This window comes from Oleiphilus sp. HI0123, from assembly GCF_001635315.1.
On the sequence record NZ_LWGE01000177.1, the window covers coordinates 1 to 380 of the forward strand.

Consider the following 380-nt stretch of genomic DNA (forward strand, 5'->3'; position numbering starts at 1 on the left):
CTTTAGGTCAACACCTTTATCAAACTTTTTATAAATTAGTTTGTAACGCTATTTTAACGAGACTTTTGCTATCTTTTTCTTACCCGCCTGAATCACATATATACCAGGCACCGACAACTTCAAGCTCGCCTCTACCTTCTTGCCTTCTACATATACTGCACCGCGACCCAAGACATCTTTAGCTGCTGCACCATTCTTTACCAAAGCCGCCATTCTTAGTACAGCAGATACTGGCAACTCCGACTGCCCCTCAGCATCAACATCAACTTCCGGAACATTATCTGGAATCTCACCCAAACCGACTCGGTTGCCTGCCGAGTTATGCGCCGTCGCCGCCGACTCCGCATCATGGAAACGCTCAATGATTTCGCGCGCAAACA

At 46.8% G+C, this 380-nt stretch carries 1 pseudogene; it reads right to left on the reverse strand.

The features are described 5' to 3' along the window. Nucleotides 1-48: 48 nt before the first annotated feature. Nucleotides 49-380, reverse strand: a pseudogene (locus A3761_RS26620) (tyrosine--tRNA ligase); the annotation flags it as partial.